The 13,892-nt window shown below is 61.6% G+C and carries 17 protein-coding genes; 5 read left to right on the top strand and 12 right to left on the bottom strand.

All coding sequences use genetic code 11. The annotated features are described in order from the left end of the window. Positions 1–8 precede the first annotated feature (8 nt). Complete coding sequence (locus tag ACVWWJ_RS13345; protein ID WP_456968244.1) at positions 9–548, top strand: hypothetical protein; 540 nt, start codon at positions 9–11, stop codon at positions 546–548. Positions 549–719: 171 nt separating this feature from the next. Here the strand turns inward: ACVWWJ_RS13345 and ACVWWJ_RS13340 are convergent, their stop codons facing one another. The 5 genes from ACVWWJ_RS13340 to ACVWWJ_RS13320 all read right to left on the bottom strand — a co-directional run bounded on the left by ACVWWJ_RS13340 (position 720) and on the right by ACVWWJ_RS13320 (position 7,145). After that, positions 720–926: a hypothetical protein gene (locus tag ACVWWJ_RS13340; RefSeq protein ID WP_456968243.1), complete on the bottom strand. Its 207-nt coding sequence runs from the start codon at positions 924–926 to the stop codon at positions 720–722. A gap of 266 nt (positions 927–1,192) precedes the next feature. Beyond that, complete coding sequence (locus ACVWWJ_RS13335; RefSeq protein ID WP_456968242.1) at positions 1,193–1,627, bottom strand: DUF6491 family protein; 435 nt, start codon at positions 1,625–1,627, stop codon at positions 1,193–1,195. A 73-nt stretch (positions 1,628–1,700) separates the two neighbouring features. Next, entirely contained in the window at positions 1,701–2,093 is a 393-nt protein-coding gene (gene sdhD / locus ACVWWJ_RS13330) for a succinate dehydrogenase, hydrophobic membrane anchor protein (protein WP_456968241.1), read from the bottom strand. 367 nt (positions 2,094–2,460) lie between these two features. Next, positions 2,461–2,682: a hypothetical protein gene (locus ACVWWJ_RS13325; RefSeq protein WP_456968240.1), complete on the bottom strand. Its 222-nt coding sequence runs from the start codon at positions 2,680–2,682 to the stop codon at positions 2,461–2,463. A 302-nt stretch (positions 2,683–2,984) separates the two neighbouring features. After that, positions 2,985–7,145 (bottom strand): CheR family methyltransferase, encoded by a 4,161-nt coding sequence (locus ACVWWJ_RS13320; RefSeq protein ID WP_456968239.1) that lies wholly within the window; start codon positions 7,143–7,145, stop codon positions 2,985–2,987. Positions 7,146–7,740: 595 nt separating this feature from the next. Between ACVWWJ_RS13320 and ACVWWJ_RS13315 the strand changes: the two genes are divergently transcribed. The 3 genes from ACVWWJ_RS13315 (at position 7,741) to ACVWWJ_RS13305 (ending at position 9,401) form a co-directional block, all read left to right on the top strand. Continuing rightward, a complete protein-coding gene (locus ACVWWJ_RS13315; RefSeq protein WP_456968238.1) occupies positions 7,741–8,058 on the top strand; it encodes a hypothetical protein in 318 nt (105 codons plus the stop codon). A 471-nt stretch (positions 8,059–8,529) separates the two neighbouring features. After that, complete coding sequence (locus tag ACVWWJ_RS13310; RefSeq protein ID WP_456968237.1) at positions 8,530–8,817, top strand: hypothetical protein; 288 nt, start codon at positions 8,530–8,532, stop codon at positions 8,815–8,817. A 335-nt stretch (positions 8,818–9,152) separates the two neighbouring features. Further along, complete coding sequence (locus tag ACVWWJ_RS13305) at positions 9,153–9,401, top strand: hypothetical protein (protein WP_456968236.1); 249 nt, start codon at positions 9,153–9,155, stop codon at positions 9,399–9,401. A 141-nt stretch (positions 9,402–9,542) separates the two neighbouring features. Here ACVWWJ_RS13305 and ACVWWJ_RS13300 read toward each other — a convergent pair whose 3' ends face one another. From ACVWWJ_RS13300 to ACVWWJ_RS13270, 7 genes are all read right to left on the bottom strand, one after another. Continuing rightward, positions 9,543–10,019, bottom strand: a complete 477-nt coding sequence (locus ACVWWJ_RS13300; protein WP_456968235.1) for a DUF421 domain-containing protein — start codon at positions 10,017–10,019, stop codon at positions 9,543–9,545. A gap of 16 nt (positions 10,020–10,035) precedes the next feature. Next, a complete protein-coding gene (locus ACVWWJ_RS13295; protein WP_456968234.1) occupies positions 10,036–10,689 on the bottom strand; it encodes a DUF6766 family protein in 654 nt (217 codons plus the stop codon). 27 nt (positions 10,690–10,716) lie between these two features. Then, positions 10,717–11,265, bottom strand: a complete 549-nt coding sequence (locus ACVWWJ_RS13290; protein ID WP_456968233.1) for a cysteine hydrolase family protein — start codon at positions 11,263–11,265, stop codon at positions 10,717–10,719. Between the two features lie 45 nt (positions 11,266–11,310). Further along, the gene (locus ACVWWJ_RS13285) at positions 11,311–11,994 is read right to left on the bottom strand and encodes a YetF domain-containing protein (protein WP_456968232.1); all 684 of its coding nucleotides are present in this window, start codon (positions 11,992–11,994) and stop codon (positions 11,311–11,313) included. After that, positions 11,991–12,671 (bottom strand): DUF421 domain-containing protein, encoded by a 681-nt coding sequence (locus tag ACVWWJ_RS13280; protein ID WP_456968231.1) that lies wholly within the window; start codon positions 12,669–12,671, stop codon positions 11,991–11,993. The genes ACVWWJ_RS13285 and ACVWWJ_RS13280 overlap by 4 nt, the downstream gene beginning before the upstream one ends. A 91-nt stretch (positions 12,672–12,762) precedes the next feature. After that, positions 12,763–13,002, bottom strand: a complete 240-nt coding sequence (locus ACVWWJ_RS13275; protein ID WP_456968230.1) for a hypothetical protein — start codon at positions 13,000–13,002, stop codon at positions 12,763–12,765. Between the two features lie 2 nt (positions 13,003–13,004). Next, positions 13,005–13,160: a hypothetical protein gene (locus tag ACVWWJ_RS13270; RefSeq protein WP_456968229.1), complete on the bottom strand. Its 156-nt coding sequence runs from the start codon at positions 13,158–13,160 to the stop codon at positions 13,005–13,007. 198 nt (positions 13,161–13,358) lie between these two features. Between ACVWWJ_RS13270 and ACVWWJ_RS13265 the strand changes: the two genes are divergently transcribed. Further along, positions 13,359–13,868 (top strand): ferritin-like domain-containing protein, encoded by a 510-nt coding sequence (locus ACVWWJ_RS13265; RefSeq protein WP_456968228.1) that lies wholly within the window; start codon positions 13,359–13,361, stop codon positions 13,866–13,868. The last annotated feature ends 24 nt before the right edge of the window (positions 13,869–13,892 follow it).

Genomic DNA, 13,892 nt, shown 5'->3' with positions numbered 1-13,892 from the left:
TTCAGAGATTGAAAGACGCCGTGCAGGCGGCCCAGCGCCACACGACACGAACGGCGTTTCCCGTCGATGTGGGCGTGCACCGGACGGCAATTGAGGCAATGGGCGACTTGCGGGATGCCATTCTTGCGGGAGACGTGGAGGGCGCGACCGCGGCCCTCGGATGCGGTGCGTGGACTGACGTTGAGTTTGTTTCTTTCTCGGCAGAGGACGAAGAGCCCCTGGCGCACCTGACGCTGGTGTCACTGGCAACCCTGGTCGACAGCCAGACACACGCGGTGCAGCTGTTGCCTTTGCTGGCAGGGCACGGCGCAAACCTGCATCAGGTCGATTCCAGTGGCCGGACCTTGCTGCATTTTGCCAATGACATCCACGTTGCCCGCTGGCTGCTTGAGCACGGTGCCAGTCCGCCCGACGTGGGCACCGATGGCAGCGATGACGACGCCGGGTTTGGTTTGCCTGCCGCCGCCGTCGAGGCCCTTGCCGCGTGGCGGCTCGGGGAAGCCCTCCCTGGTGTTGAGACGCCGGTTCGGCCGCCGAACCGCTTGTAAGACGATAGCGGCGCTTGCGGAGGTGGCCGGGAGTCGACACCATGCCGCAGCGAAACGGCCACAGGTGCAGTCATCCGGCGTGGTCCGGGTTCACTAGACCTCGAGGAAAGACGCTGCGCCCCAGGATTGGGCTGCTCACCGCGTCACATGCAACACGACCGCGCCCGATGATCACAGTGAAACGGAGAGACCAACAACCGTACCGCCGTGTTGGGCGGCCCGTGTCGACGACGAGCCGATCATCCCCGAGGCCGAATGGGCGACGTTGGTTCTGGTCTGGCTCAAAAACCAGATGGATGCCATCGCATACTTCAATCCCGACGGGGCAACCGTGTTGCCGTCATACACGGGCGGCTTTCCACTCTTTGCCAGGTTCATTGCAGCGCGGCTTCTAGGTAACGCGGTTCTGGCAAGGGACGCCGGGCGCGTCGGCCGCCTTATTGAACTCGGTGGGCACACGGTGGACCTCCGCCACAACTATGACGTCGAGCGCCTTGGTGTGACGTACTGCTTCAAGCATGTGACCACCATCGGCCTGGCTCTGCTCGTTGACGGGAAAGCAGGGCAGGACGACGGCAAGGCGAGCCCGAAGTCGAGCCCTGTGTCTGCGGGTTCACCTTCGCCGCCGGTTCTGTCGGCCTTGCTCACGGCACGGCGCCATTCGGCTCGGCGCCGGAGCCCCGCTGTTTTGATTTCTTGCCGAGCCGCTCAAATGTTGCCTTGTTGACGGTGCTCACTGACCGAATGGCACAAGGCGGGTCGTCGCGACGGACGATTTCCTCACTGATGCCGCCACAAATCCGCATCCCGCCGACCGCCCTGTCGCTTTGTGATGTTCGAAAATGGAGCCCATCGCCGAGCGTCATGCGCGGGCGAGAGACTTTGGTTTTGACTGGGAAATGATTGGGCCCGTTTCTCACTGTGACCGCCGTGTCGTTGACGACGTTCCATTCGTTGATGCGGTCGATTTGCAGACACTCACTGTACGGCAACTCACGCGGGGCCGGTTGTTGCACTGCGGCCTGTGCCACAGGGACGATGAAAAAGGAAGCGACCAGAGCAAGGGTGTGGCGACGCATGGACTCTCCTGGTGGACATCGCAAGCGGATTGCATGCGGTGACAACGCCGGCCGAAGGCACATTCAAAGCCATTCAGGCTCTGTGGAAGAGGGCAATCTTGATGATGGCGCCAAAGGAAAGCAGCACCAGAAGCAACAGCAAGATCCGCGTTACCAACAGGGCGACAAAGCCCTTCCACTGCGTGTGGATATAGTCTTCATAGATGTTTCGCAAGCCAAGTTCCGTGTGCCAACCCATCAGCACGACGAACAGTGCCATCAGCAGTGCGTTCACAGGGTGGCCAATCCTGTGTACAGCGGTGGAATAGTCGCTGTGGACGAGGGAAAGGACCAGGACGACAAACCAGACAGACAGTGCGGCGAGGACGTAGGACGTAAATTGCATCGCCATCCACGCTGCTGCGCCCGACTTTGCTGAACCAATATTTCGCGCGCGCTTTAGTGGATTTCTCAGGTCCTCTGTCATGGCCAAGCCCCAGGTAGTTTCGACATATTTTTACGACAGGCGCCGCTAAGCGTGCAACCGGCGGGGCAAAACGTATCGACGACATGTGTGAAGGAGGGGGGCGCGAGAGGTCTGGCGCGGCAGTTGGACCGCTTGCTCAGGCGGGCCACACTTTTGAAAGGAGGAAGGCTACTGCGACGACCACAGCGATGGCAGCCAAGGTGATCAGCGTGGCCCGTAACGGCTCTGCCAGACGGGTTCCTGGCGGGGCGAAACTGTCGGCGCCCGATTCCACTGATTCATTACGACGTGCCATAAGTCGTCCCCTTGCTCGCTAGGATGATAAAAACGACGGGACGCAAAGCGTCCCGTCTGCAGCTGCGCAAAACTAGCGGTTCTTGTGACTTTGCTCGCCGGCTTTGGCGTGCTGCTCGCTCGACCCACCTCGGGTGCCGCCGTTGCCACCGGTCGACTGATTGCCGCCAGATTGGTCCGCACCGGACTTTCCGGTCGTGTTCTTGTGGGACTGTTCGCCCGCACGGACATGTTGCTCGTGGCTCGCGTGGTCGCCGCCGCGACCGGCGGCATTCTGGTTATTGGAGTTGGCCATTGAAATGATCTCCGAGCGCATGGGATGGCATGGTTGTCGGCGCGTTGCGCTTTCCGCCACCGACGCGAAAATCATAGGGCGAGCGTTCTAAAAACTGCGTTTGGTCGTCATCAAGAATGGGTTGAAGTTCATGAATGTGTGTGCCCCGAGTTACTGCCCGGTCGCCGCATGCGGCACCTTCTTCCCGCTTGCAAATGTTGTCGTCCCGGCCTGCAAGGGCCCCGCGCGGGTCACCTCGACAAAACTACCGACTTGTTGATTACGTCGACCTCCGGTACGCGACGGTCCGAGCGTAATGGCCGTTAGTTTGCCGCTCCGGTCGGCGGGCGCTCCGGGCCCATCAGGCGGCTGAGAGTCTGCATCAATGCATTCATGGACACAGGTTTGCCAAGGTGCGCGTCAAAGCCCGCCTCAAGCGCGCTGCGCTGGTCCACCTGACGGCCAAAGCCGGTGAGGGCCACGGCAACGATGCCGGTGTTTGCGGGCGCTGCCCGCACGCGCCGAATCAGCGCATGGCCATCCATCCCCGGCATGCCGATGTCAGACAGCAAGACATCAAAGGGGCGCCCCGCCAGCAGCGTGAGGGCTTCCTCGGCCCCGCTCGCGGCGACCACATCCGCCCCTTCCATGCCGAGGAGCTCCGCGAACGGCTGTAGGAGTTCCACTGAGTCATCAACGATAAGGATGCGCAGTCCCCTCAGTACACTTGATGTCGAAAGCTGCAAGTCCTCTCCGGCGTCGTCGACAGCCTCGCTTGCATGCAAGGGAATGGCTATCGTAAACGTCGAGCCCTGGTCAGGGCCGTCGGAATGGGCCGTGATCGTGCCGCCGTGGAGTTCCACGAGGTGTCTTACGAGCGCCAGCCCGATGCCAAGGCCGCCACTGCGACTCGTCCGGCTCATACCCTGTTCAAACATCTCAAAGACCTTTGGAACGAGCTCTGGCGACATCCCGATGCCGTTGTCGGCAATCGTCAGGGACGCGTGCTCTGAACCGACCACCATGGTCACAGTGATTCGTCCGCCATCGCGCGAGAATTTCAGGGCGTTGCTGAGCACGTTCCAGATGACCTGCTCAACCCGTGTGCCATCAGCCATGATGACCAGGTCCGCATCCGGAAGGTCCAGAGCCAAAACCACATGGCGCCTTGCGAGGCTTTCCTCCATGCCACCGGCGATGCGGCGAATGCAGTCGGACACATTGACGGGCCCGAGCTTCAATGCGAGCTTGCCAGTGTTGAGCCGCGACAAATCGAGCAGGTCGTCGATAATCTGCGCCTGACCCTCAACCGTCCGCCGAATGGCATCGGCCGCGCGCTTGAGCGCAGGGTCGTCCGTGCTTGCAGCCGAGCGTCCCACGAGTTCGGCGTTCATCAAAATGAGATTCAGCGGGTGCTTGAGCTCATGGGACATGACGGCAAGGAACTCGTCTTTCAGCTCGATGGCGCTTTGCGCCTGTTCCCGGGATGCTTTCTCTGAGAGCAGCAGCTCTTCCCGTTCTCGCTCGCGCTGCTTGTCCGCCGTAACGTCCCGTGCGATTTTCGCATATCCGTGAAAGCCGCCTTGACGGAGTGGCGTGGTGATACCACTGCAAAAGATGCGCTGCCCGTCGGCGCGCATGTGCCAACGGTCGTCGTTCGCGCGGCCTTCGACGTTCGCGATTTCCATCTCCCGCTTGAAGGCACCACGGGCACGGTCTTCTGGCGTAAAAATGAGGTCATTGTGCGCGCCGATGGCGTCCGCCGCCGAGTGCCTGAAAATCCGCTCCGCACCTCGACTCCAGGACGTGATGACGCCCTCCGGATTCGTCGTGATGATGGCGTAATCCAATGCGCTGTCAGCAACGAGGCGCATGCGCTCTTCGCTGCTTCGGGCAGATTCTTCGGCGTTGCGCCGACGGGTGATGTCAACGAAGGTCAGGACGGCGCCTTCAATCCGGTCCCACGCCGTCCTGTACGGCAGGATTCTTGCGATATACCAGCGCCCGTCAGCGCCACCGACCTCCCGGTCAACACTGCGCAGCGAATGAAAGGCCTGTTCGGCATCGTTGGCGAGGTCAGGGTAGTCAAGGCGGTGGTTGAGGTCGAGGAGCGACCGGCCAATGTCTGCTGGGATGAGCCGGAAAACATCGGCTGCCCTCGGCGTGAAGCGCTTGACGCACATGGTGCGGTCTACGAAGACGGTCGCGATGTCGGTCGATGCCACAAGGTTCTGCAGGTCGTCGTTGGCTTTGGCCGTCTCGTCGACTTTCAGCTTGAGCTCGTGATTGACTGTGATGAGCTCTTCGTTTATCGCTTGCAACTCCTCTTTGCTGGTCTCCAGTTCCTCAGTTGCAGACCGGAGTTCTTCGTTCATCGATTGCAGCTCTTCGTTGGACGCTTTGAGCTCCTCGCCGGAGGTTTCCGCCTCCTCGATGGTGATTTGAAGCTGCTCCTTGACCCGCTTGAATTCCTCCTCGAGCTGAACAAGAAGCGGGCTCTGTTCATTGGCCTCATTGTCAGTGCTAACGGCAGGCGCCGGTTGCTCATGGAAGACCACGAGCTGGTAGCCAGCGTCCGTCTCCTGGTCGCGTACAGGTCTGACCTCTATCGTCACCGACACGGCTTTTCCATCGAGCTCGATCCGTACGGGGGAAGAGCGCACCTGACCGCCCTCTTGCGAGGACTGGAACAGCGACGCCCGCAATTCCAGTCGCAATTCGGGAATGATGAGGGACGTGAGCTGATAGGAGGGCGCGCCCGCAGTCATCCTGAGATAGGCGCCAGCGTCTTCCGAGATATGGGCAATATGGCCATCGCGGTCGACGAGCATGCTGGGCGGCAGCCGGTCCTCGACAGCCTTGCGATGAATTTCTGCAAGCGATGGGGGGCTCTGCGCGCTCTGCTGCGCCATGACGCCGACGGCGGCCGACTGAGCCGGGACATTTCGAGAAGACGCGCCAAGGTAAAACGCGGTGCGGGCGACGGCGTTGGCGCGGTAGATTCGGTTTTTCTTGTCAACGGGCGTAAAGAGCTTGGAGGCGACATCCGCCGACTCGGAGCTACCCAGAAACAGGAAGCCACCTGGACGCAAGGCGAAATGGAACATCTCAAGAACATGAGCCTGCACGTCCCGGTTGAGGTAGATGAGAAGGTTGCGGCAGGTGATGAGGTCAAGCCGGGAAAAGGGCGGGTCTTGCAAGACGTTGTGACGCGCAAACAGTACGCTCTCGCGCAGAGGCTTGGCCACGCGGAAGAAATTGTCGTCCCGCACAAGGAAACGGTTTACCCGCCCGGGAGCGATGTCGGTAACAACGGAGGACGGGTAGCAGCCTTGTCTGGCATAGGCGATGGCATCGTCATCAATGTCGGTGGCGAAGACTTGCACGACCGCGTCCACGGGGGCTGCCGCTTCCGACAGAAGCATCCCAATCGAATACGCCTCTTCTCCTGTTGCGCAACCAGCACACCAGGCGCGTATCCGTTGTGCGTCATCCTTGGCGTTTTCCAGCAATTGCGGGACCACGGTCCGCTCCAGGGCCTCGAACGCCTCGCGGTCGCGAAAGAAATTGGTCACGCTGATGAGCATGTCCTTGAGCAATGCGGGCCGCTCGTGTGAATTGTCCTGCAGGTAGTCGCGGTACGCCTCGAGCGTCGTTATCCCGTTGACCTGCATGCGACGCTCTAGTCTGCGAAGTACGGTGGCCCGCTTGTACGCGCGAAAATCGTGGGTCGTCTTGGCCCTGAGAATCAGCATGATGTCGCGCAGCGCATCTTCATCTACAGGTGAGCCCTCCGGCGGGGGCGGGGTGTCGGGTTCGCTATCGGGCGGCTGTCCAAGCGGCGGTATCGAGATGTTTTCGGCTTCGCGCGCCAGGTGCGTGATGCGCTCGGGTAACTCGCCAAGGGGCAAGACGATGTCGACCGAACCCGTCGCGATGGCCGCTCTGGGCATCTGGTCGTATTCGGCATCGTCGGGATGCTGGGCAAAAGTAATGCCGCCACGCTCACGGATGCGGGCGATGCCGACGGCCCCGTCTGCGCCAGTCCCGGTGAGAACGACTGCGATGGCGCGTTCACGATGGACTTCGGCCAGCGTGCGGAAGAAATAATCGATGGCCACGTGCCTGCCGCGTGCGCGGTCGACATCGACGAGACGCAGGTACCCGTCGTTCATCGACACATCTGCTCGCGGTGGGATGACGAAGACCTCATTTTTGCGCAGTGGAACCGGTTCCGTAACCTGGGTCACGCGCATGGGCGTCGACTTTTGCAAGATCTTGTCGGCGATGCTGTCGTGTTTGGGTGAGAGGTGCATCACGATCACGAAGGCGGCGCCGGGCTCGGCCGGCAGTCCTTCCAGGAAGCGTCCCAGTGCGGCAAGGCCGCCGGCCGACGTGCCGATGCCAACCACAGGAAAATCGAGATGGCTCGGCTGCAGGTTGGAGTCGGTTTCGGGGTCGCTGGGCTGGGGTGGAAGGGACATCGCGGCATCCTTCGGCAACAGGGCCTGAGTATGAGCCATGCCGTGTGATAAAAAAGAGGCGCCGCTGCGCTAACCAGAGCCGCTTGACCGAGGCGTTCCCGGTGGTGGCTCGGAAAAGAGGCGCAGGGTTCCAGCCCCTCGATTACACGGATTTGGACGCGGCGGCGCCTGTGAATCAGGCGCGCCAGTCGCCGAACATCTGGTTTTGCTGGTGTTCGTGGGGTGCCGTCACAACCGGCCGGGACGTCTCGCACGGTCATTTCTGCCGTTTCATCGTCGAATCACACCGGCTGAGTGGTCGTATCCATTCACGTGAAGGTGCAAGGACGGCGAACGACATCCTTGTTGTGCACGTGCGCAGCCTCACAGTCGCGGGTTCCAGAGGAGCCGCGTGGAGGCGTGCGCAAACCCCGGCTGGACAGACGCCGGCAAGAACCCGGCGCGTGACCCGTGGAGCTGTATGGGTGCCTTGGGTGCATAGAACCGACGGTTCTGACCTGAAATATTTTCCGCCTGACTGGAAAGAAATTCCCAGCGGTCTGCGTTGCACCCGGCGAACCTGGCGCAGCAAGACCCGCGTTACCGGGAGCCTGGCTTGGCACGCATTTTGAAGCCGGTGGGCACCACCCCGACGCCGGATTTTATGGAAACCCTGTACCTTCCGTTCGCGCAAACCACCCGGGCATTCCCCTGGGAAGTCTTTCACGGCTTGCACCGCATGGGCGCATTTGCCTCGCAGGAGGAATGCTTCCGCCACGCCCTCAGGCTCGCTGACAGCATTGGCCGAAATCAGCAACGCTTGGTTCGCCTTCGGATTGAAGACGAGCAGGGCACCTGGACGAGCGTCGACGGCTATGTGCCGTCCCCATTGGCCGCAACACCCGCGCGTCGTCGGTTGGCCGGAGCTCACTAAGGTCTTTTTTCTCCCGCCTCACCGAGACGGGTGCTGTCCCCGGGGGGCCTCAACCGACGGTCGGGCTTCGTGGTCGGTGTCCATCCAGTAGCGGGGCCTGTCTGCCGAATGTTCGAGATTCCTCGCATGCGCATCCGTCATCGCTTCGCCGAGCAGAACCGACCTCAAAGCCTCCACGTCTGAATCGAGAATCTTCGCCTTTTCCCGCATCCAGGAGCACTGCGTCAGGCTTTGTCGCCGCCGCGGATTCGTGCGCCACGTGGCCTGGATGAACCGCCCGCTCCGCAATGGACGGGCGGGCTTCCCGCGCGCGCTGTGCGCCATGGTTCACTCGTCAGTGTTCGCGGTGACGGCCGGGGCGTGACAAGCGTGAGAGAGGTGGAAACACCTTGGAGTGGAAGTTCTAGTGGCGAGCATGCATCCGTGCTGGCCTTGCGTTCGTATAGTCCGTGACGCCAAAGGAGCGCGATCATGGACGTTGTCGAAAACGACGGGCACCGCTCTGTGCACCGGGTGCTGGTTTTGCTTAAAGCCGGTGACCGCATCGGGGCCATTTCGGCTGCCCGTTGCACGGCTGAACGCGCCTGGTCGAGGGGCGACTCGGCGGTTGCCAACGCGGCAACAGCCCTTGCGTCGACCCTGACCATCCCGGGAAGAGCATTTCTCGGGGATCTCCGCCGCCTGGTGATGTTGGTCGCCGACGGGCATCGTTCCGGCTTCGAAGATGCGACGCCCGATGGGGATAGGGCAAACGCCTGATTAGAGCCAGGACCCAGCGCAAAGCGTGCTGCCAGCAAGAACCATGCTTCGTCGCCATTGAGAATGGCTTGAAGTTCGTGAATGTGCGTGGGCCCGGGAAGAATCCCCATCGCAGCCCGGCCAGGGGCCGTCAGGGCAGGCGAGGGCGGGAACGGGCGCAATTGCTAAAGACTTGGCCGCCGCAGTTGCATCGAACCTGAGGCATGCGCACTATCCGCACATCGACATTAGCTGGCCGTCCCGTTCTTTCCCGAACAACTCTGTCTCCTCATCACGCGGCGCGGGTCGCCATTGACGATGTTCGATGCCCTCATAATCGCTTCCGTGGAGCGCAAATGAACGACGATATCGACACCTTCTGCGAAGGCTCCCCGCACTGGGGACATGCTGTCATGCTGGCGGCGACCTACCGCGAGGCGGCATCGACGCGGCACGCGGCGGCAACAGCACTTGGCGCCCTTTCCGAGCATCTCCAGCAACTTCAAGACACGCTGGAGATGCTTCGGAAGCGGCCCGCGCTTTCCCCGGTGATGGGCACCTGGCCCAGGAACGAGCCGGTCCAGGACGGGAATTCCGGTCCTTGATGGAACGCCCGTAGGTCACGTCCCCCTGAGACCCGAGCAGGTCCATAGGCGTGCCCGCGACGACGGCTTGACCGGCACGGGGACAATGCTGGGTTGTCGACGGAGAGACCTGAGACTGACCGAGACTTAGCCGCCGGCGGCTCATTTGTTCTTCCGGATAAGAGTAATTTTGCCATTCGGCTCAAGCCTTGCCGTATCAACGTCGTCATCCGTTTCGATGCCTCCCGCATGCAGCGCGCGGTCAAGGGCGGCGCCGGGAAGGTTCTGCTCTTTGAGCGCGCCCGGATCCCGCTCGCCCTTTCGGATGAGCAACGTCGGAAAACCCTCCATGAGCCGGTTGAACGCAGGGGATCTCGCTGACACGAAGGCAATCGCCTTGTCCGTGGCAAGAATGGCGGCCACACCGATGAAGGGGCCCAGCATGCCGGTGTCGTCGCCGATAATCGCCGGCCGCAGCGTACCGCCAGCCAAGGCGATAACGATGACATCAAACGCGGACATCTCGCCAAAGCTTCGCTTGCCTGCCAGGCGCATCAAAATGAGCAAGCCTAAATAGGTAACGGCACCCCGGAGTGCAAAAGACCACCACGGCATGGACAGCGCCAGTATGTCGTTCAATGGACTCTCTCCCAGCTCAGGTTCCCGTCTTGCTATTGGCTTCGTCCACCTTCTTCGACTGCGGAGAATCTTTTTGTCGCAGGAAAATGGACAGAACCACGAGCGAGAAGACGGCAAGGAACTCCGATTGCCAATTTTGAAAGGATTCAAACCAGAACGAAGGGTCGACGGCGTACTGGCCGAGACTTTCCGGTGGCTGGTGGTGCATGAGAGCGTCGGCAATTGATTTGCGCCAGCTTCCAAAAAGATGGCCCGTGAAGCTCAACAGGAACAGAAACAGGAAGGCAATCGACAGGGAGTTGGCATAGAGCCAGCGCATGATGCCACCCTTGCGCCATGCCTTCGGCTGGAGATGGATGGGCGTCGGCTCACCCTCTTTTTCCTCGATGTCGTCCATCGGGCGCGATTCAGCGGAGCCTTTTTGGCGAAGCCAGACGGTGAGGACGACATACACGCCCATCTGCAGGAATTCCGACTCCCAGTTTTCAAACGTCGCCGACCACAAGTCTCCACTCGCCAGATATTCGGCAAACCGCAGCGACGGCTGATGGTGTTCAGCCAGTTCCTGATTGTGCTCAGCGAAGCCGGTGGCGACCTGGGCGGACCAGGCCGCGAGCATCATGAGAAGGACCACGACGCTCAGACCGTTTCTTCTGAGGAAGCTTTTCATAGATGTCCTTGTGGGTCCGGAGGGGCGTCAGAGGACAACCTCGTCGGAGACTGGTGTGTCGATGCCGCATGATTCGCTGAGATGGGCCAACACGCGCGCGGTTCGCTCAGCACTCTGGGAGGCGGTCGTATCCTTAGGCACGACACTTTCAAAGCCCCGGACGTGGGCGTCCATGACGGTGGACAACACGCACGAATCGGCAGCGATGCCCGCGACGACGATGCGCGCTACATCGAGATGGGCGAGAAGGGAAGGCAGGGAGGTTTCGAAGAATGCCGAATGACGTGGCTTGAGCAACCGGTAATCCGAAGGCTTGGGGCGCAACATGGCGGCGATGGCGCTGCCTTTCGAGCCGCCCACCCGCGTGACCAGGTCGCCGAAGCTCTCTTCCCATCGTCCGAAATTGTCGTTGACGAAAACAACAGGTCGTCCGGCATCCCGGTATCGCCCGCATAGACGACGAACGTTATCTGTGATGCCCGACGTTTGCGCGAGCAGCGCATCTCCACCTAGAAAATCGAAGGTGGAAAAGACATCGAGAACCAGCAGGGCTGACGGCGGCACGGCGGTGTTCATGCCGCCATGGTGCGGGCGCCGGGTTGAAGGTTTGGTGGAGGAAGGTCATCCATTCGACGGATCAACGGCGCAGGCCGCGGCCGGACTGTCATGGCCACACCAGGGGCAGGCGGTTTGCCCGGGCTGCCATGTCCCGCCACATGTCGCGCAAACGGCAAGGTGCCCGACCGGCCGCGCGGGCCAGTCCTTGCTATTCTCGTCGGGCGAGACCGAGAGGCCGGGCGTCGCGTGCGCGTACCTGATGATGCTGAATCCCCCTGCCGGCTCCAGATACACCCTGCGCAGCTCACCGAGCTGCCAGACGCGCTGGCTGCGCAGTTGTGAGAGCACCATGTCGCGGGACAGCTTCGTCTGCCTGAGCGCATCAAGAAGAAGCCGTCCGTCGAGGACGATGGTGCGCACATCGCCATGGATGCCCAGTTCGACCCGTTGCCGATGAAACGACCAGACGGACACCCCGCGTTGAAGCGCGGCAACGGTACCGAGGATGACCACCGCCGGCAGCAGGCCTTGTGTCGGCATCTGGATGGGCGCGCTGATAGCCGCACCGAGCATGAGGATGACGGCGAGCTCCCCGATGCCCAGCTGTGCCGCCATCCGTTTTCCCATGATACGCATCGCAACCAGCAGGACGACGTAGACAATGGCGGCTCTGTAGATGATCTCCAGCAAAAAGAGCCAGGATGTGTCGCCAATCAACAAGTGCCTGAGCCATTTGAGCAGGCTCATACGCCCTCCTCAGGCGCGAGGCGAGCCGGCACCCAATCCTGTTTGCCGCACACGGAACACGCCCTGCCGAACGACGCGGCGCGGGCCCCACACGAGGTACAGGCGCGCCCGTGCTGTCGCATCAGGTTGAGGAGGGCGATGTCGGTCTCGGGTACGACAGGAAGGCCGGGCTCGATCGGGTCGGAGGGCACAATGCTGAACGCGCCTGAGGGCTCGATGTAAATGCAAGACACCTGGCCGAGGTGCACGTAGCCGCAGGCACGCACCTGGCTAAAGACAGTTTCCCGGGATATCGCGCTGCTCCGGAGCGCATCCAGGTGCAGATGGCCGTCGGCAAAGAGCAAGGCCACATCACCCGAGACGCGTGTCTGGAGGCGGCGGTTTCGTATCCCGACTTCAGCAATGAGCCGCTGCAGGCCGACCATGGTCAGCACAAGCACGAGGGCTGGGAGCAGACCTCTATCGGCGCTCAGCAAGGGCACACCGATGGCCGCTGCGACGACCACCGTGACGGACATCTCAAAGAGCGTGAACTGACCTGCCACGCGGGCTCCTAAGAGCCGCATGACGGCCACGACGCCCGCGTACGTCAGCGCTGCACGAAGACATACTTCAAGCAGGAACCATGCGGATGCTTCACCCAGTAACACCCGGTGGAAGTCGGTCAGATGGAACATGGAGGACACCGTGCGAAGCGGTCTTGCCAAGATGCGGTGTGGGTTGTGAGCGGCCCGTCGGCGCCATGTGGGGATGGTGCAGAAGCGGGACTCACCGTGCCGGCGTTCCCAGCTCGCTTGCAAGGCAGTCCACCGCGATGCGCCGCACGCGCATGTCGAAGGTGCAGCGATATGCCGCGACCACACTGGCGGCCGCATTGCTGACGATCAGCTGGTTGCGGGCGCGTGCCCGCTCGTGAATGCGGTGTGCCCGAAACTCCACTTCGCTATCGTCGTTGGCATCAAAGGCGGCCAAGAGCGCCTGCATGTCGTCGAAAAACAGGGCGTCCATCCTCAGATTCCACCGTAGCCGCCGAGCTCATAGGCCAGTTGCAAGTCGCGAGGCGATGGCTGGTAGCCTCCGTTCGACACAGGCTCGATGAGCGGTTCGTTCGCGGCCGGGGGGCGCTCGCGAAGCTCGGGGATGTCGGCGGGAGCGAGCAGTATCATGAGCCGGATTTTTCTGTTACTGGCGTCGCCGACGGTAGTTAATGATGTCAATGCACCGTCATGAGTCTGAATGTGCGCGTCCGGGTGGCCAATGCGATCTCTCATTGCAGTCAGGATTGTGGCTGGCGTTTCACACATCCCGCATGGGGGACAGACGGAGGCTTGCCCATCGTCTGACTTTCGCTTCGGGAGACGACTGTGGCTGAGATACAGGAAAACCTCATCGATTGGCTGCGGGACGCGCATGCCATGGAGCAACAGGCAGAACACATGCTCAAGGCCCAGGCGGCCCGCATCGAGCATTACCCCAAGGTTAAAGCGCGCATTGAAGAGCATCTGGAAGAGACCCTGGACCAGCAGCGTCTCTTGGTGGGCTGCATCGAACGCCTCGGTGGCTCGACGTCAGCGATGAAGGATGTGATGGGAAAGGTCGCTGCTTTCGGACAGGCCGCAGGTGGTGCGCTCAATTCCGACGAAATCGTCAAGGGCGCCATCGCCAGTTACGTGTTCGAAAATCTCGAAATCGCAACCTATACCGCGCTCATCGCTGCGGCCCGAACCGTCGGGGACGAGGAAACGGCGCGCGTGTGCGAGCAGATTCTGCCCCAGGAAGAGGCCATGGCGAAGTGGGTTCTCGAGAACCTGCCCGAGCTCACAGAGGAGTTCCTGGTCAGGGACGCCGCCCCCGACGTGGAAGCCAAACGCTAATCCGCAAGCATCTATAACCGTCAC

Source organism: Luteibacter sp. HA06 (assembly GCF_054061215.1).
This window is presented reverse-complemented; position numbering and strand designations above follow the sequence as displayed.

Coding starts and splice junctions, on each gene's coding strand:
- ACVWWJ_RS13275 (WP_456968230.1), bottom strand. CDS start 13,002: ATGGACGCCCTGTTTTTCGACGACATGCAGGCGCTCTTGGCCGCCTTT.
- ACVWWJ_RS13320 (WP_456968239.1), bottom strand. CDS start 7,145: ATGTCCCTTCCACCCCAGCCCAGCGACCCCGAAACCGACTCCAACCTG.
- sdhD (WP_456968241.1), bottom strand. CDS start 2,093: ATGACAGAGGACCTGAGAAATCCACTAAAGCGCGCGCGAAATATTGGT.
- ACVWWJ_RS13340 (WP_456968243.1), bottom strand. CDS start 926: ATGAACCTGGCAAAGAGTGGAAAGCCGCCCGTGTATGACGGCAACACG.
- ACVWWJ_RS13325 (WP_456968240.1), bottom strand. CDS start 2,682: ATGGCCAACTCCAATAACCAGAATGCCGCCGGTCGCGGCGGCGACCAC.
- ACVWWJ_RS13270 (WP_456968229.1), bottom strand. CDS start 13,160: ATGATACTGCTCGCTCCCGCCGACATCCCCGAGCTTCGCGAGCGCCCC.
- ACVWWJ_RS13280 (WP_456968231.1), bottom strand. CDS start 12,671: ATGTTCCATCTGACCGACTTCCACCGGGTGTTACTGGGTGAAGCATCC.
- ACVWWJ_RS13290 (WP_456968233.1), bottom strand. CDS start 11,265: ATGAACACCGCCGTGCCGCCGTCAGCCCTGCTGGTTCTCGATGTCTTT.
- ACVWWJ_RS13285 (WP_456968232.1), bottom strand. CDS start 11,994: ATGAGCCTGCTCAAATGGCTCAGGCACTTGTTGATTGGCGACACATCC.
- ACVWWJ_RS13335 (WP_456968242.1), bottom strand. CDS start 1,627: ATGCGTCGCCACACCCTTGCTCTGGTCGCTTCCTTTTTCATCGTCCCT.
- ACVWWJ_RS13305 (WP_456968236.1), top strand. CDS start 9,153: ATGAACGACGATATCGACACCTTCTGCGAAGGCTCCCCGCACTGGGGA.
- ACVWWJ_RS13310 (WP_456968237.1), top strand. CDS start 8,530: ATGGACGTTGTCGAAAACGACGGGCACCGCTCTGTGCACCGGGTGCTG.
- ACVWWJ_RS13295 (WP_456968234.1), bottom strand. CDS start 10,689: ATGAAAAGCTTCCTCAGAAGAAACGGTCTGAGCGTCGTGGTCCTTCTC.